Raw genomic sequence first — 1,324 nt, forward strand, 5'->3', positions numbered from 1 at the left:
AGGTGTGGCGGCACGGCGACGATCTCTTCGCGACGGCCACGCTGCCGGCGAGCGCCGAGGGAGCGTCCGACGGAGGCTTCGCCCTGCATCCGGCACTGATCGACTCCGTGCTCCACGCGGTGGTGGCGGGCGGCTTCATCGACGTCCAGGGCGGTCAGGGGTGGATGCCCTTCTCGTGGACCGGGGTGGAGCGGACCGGAGAGTGCGGCTCGACGGTACGGGTCCGGATATCGCGGACCGGCGACACGGCGGTGTCCGTGGTGGTCGCCGACGAACACGGCCGCGAGGTTGCCCGCGTCGGGGCGCTGACGTTCCGTCCGGCGAGCGCCGGGCAACTGCGTGCGGCGCGTGGCGGGCAGCAGCAGTCCCTGTACGAGCCGGCATGGCGGCCGGTCGGGCAGAACGTTCCGTTCGCCCGCCGCGCGCCATGGGCGGTCATCGGTGCGAAGGACGGCCCGGCCTCCCGGCTGCTGCACGGGACGGGTGGCGGAAGCGTCCCGTTCCACGCGTCGCTGGACGACCTCGTCCTGACGGGGGAGGCACCCCGGCACATCGTTCTCAGCCTCGACGACGTGGTCCCCGCTGGCACCGGACTGCTCGCCGCGGTGGGCGGTACGGACACACACGTGCTGGGTGTCGTCCAGCGGTTCCTCACCGAGGAGCCGCTCGCCGGGTCCACACTGGTGGTGCTCACCCGCCTGGCCGTCGACACCGGTGGCGGGGAGCGCGTCGAAAGCCTCCCGGGTGCCTCCGTCTGGGGCTTGATCCGGTCCGCGCAGACGGAGCACCCGGGCAGGTTCCGGCTGGTGGACATCGACGACGAGGAGGCGTCCTGGGTACGCCTGAGCGACGTGCTCGGTCTCGAAGAGGACCAGATGGCCCTGCGTGGCGGGGCGTACGTCGTGCCGCGCGTGACGGCGGCCCGGCTCCCGGACTACCTCGTCGAACCGCCGGCGGCCGGCGCCCACCGGCTGGGCATACCGGACAAGGGCACGCTGGAGAACCTGACCTGGGTTCCCTGCCCCGAGGCCGAGGCGCCCCTGACGAGCGGCCAGGTGCGCATCGCGGTGCACGCCGCGGGACTCAACTTCCGGGACGTCACGATCGCACTGGGGCTGGTGGAGAGGACAGCCATCGACGCAGGCCTGGGCAGCGAGGGCGCCGGAACGGTGCTGGAGGTGGCGGACGACGTCACCGGCCTTGTACCGGGTGACCGGGTGACGGGCATCTTCTGCGGAGCCTTCGGCCCGGTGGCCGTCGCGGACCACCGCCTGCGCGTGCCGGTCCCGGTCGGGTGGAGCCACGCCGGGGCGGCGTCCGTTCC

1 protein-coding gene is annotated in these 1,324 nt (G+C 73.3%); it reads left to right on the plus strand.

What is annotated here, in order from left to right; genetic code table 11:
• Nucleotides 1-1,324 (plus strand): SpnB-like Rossmann fold domain-containing protein (locus RM812_RS41715; protein WP_311586167.1); only part of this gene is annotated, 1,324 nt, incomplete at both ends.

The organism is Streptomyces lancefieldiae (assembly GCF_031845825.1).
GTDB classification, from domain to species: domain Bacteria; phylum Actinomycetota; class Actinomycetes; order Streptomycetales; family Streptomycetaceae; genus Streptomyces; species Streptomyces lancefieldiae.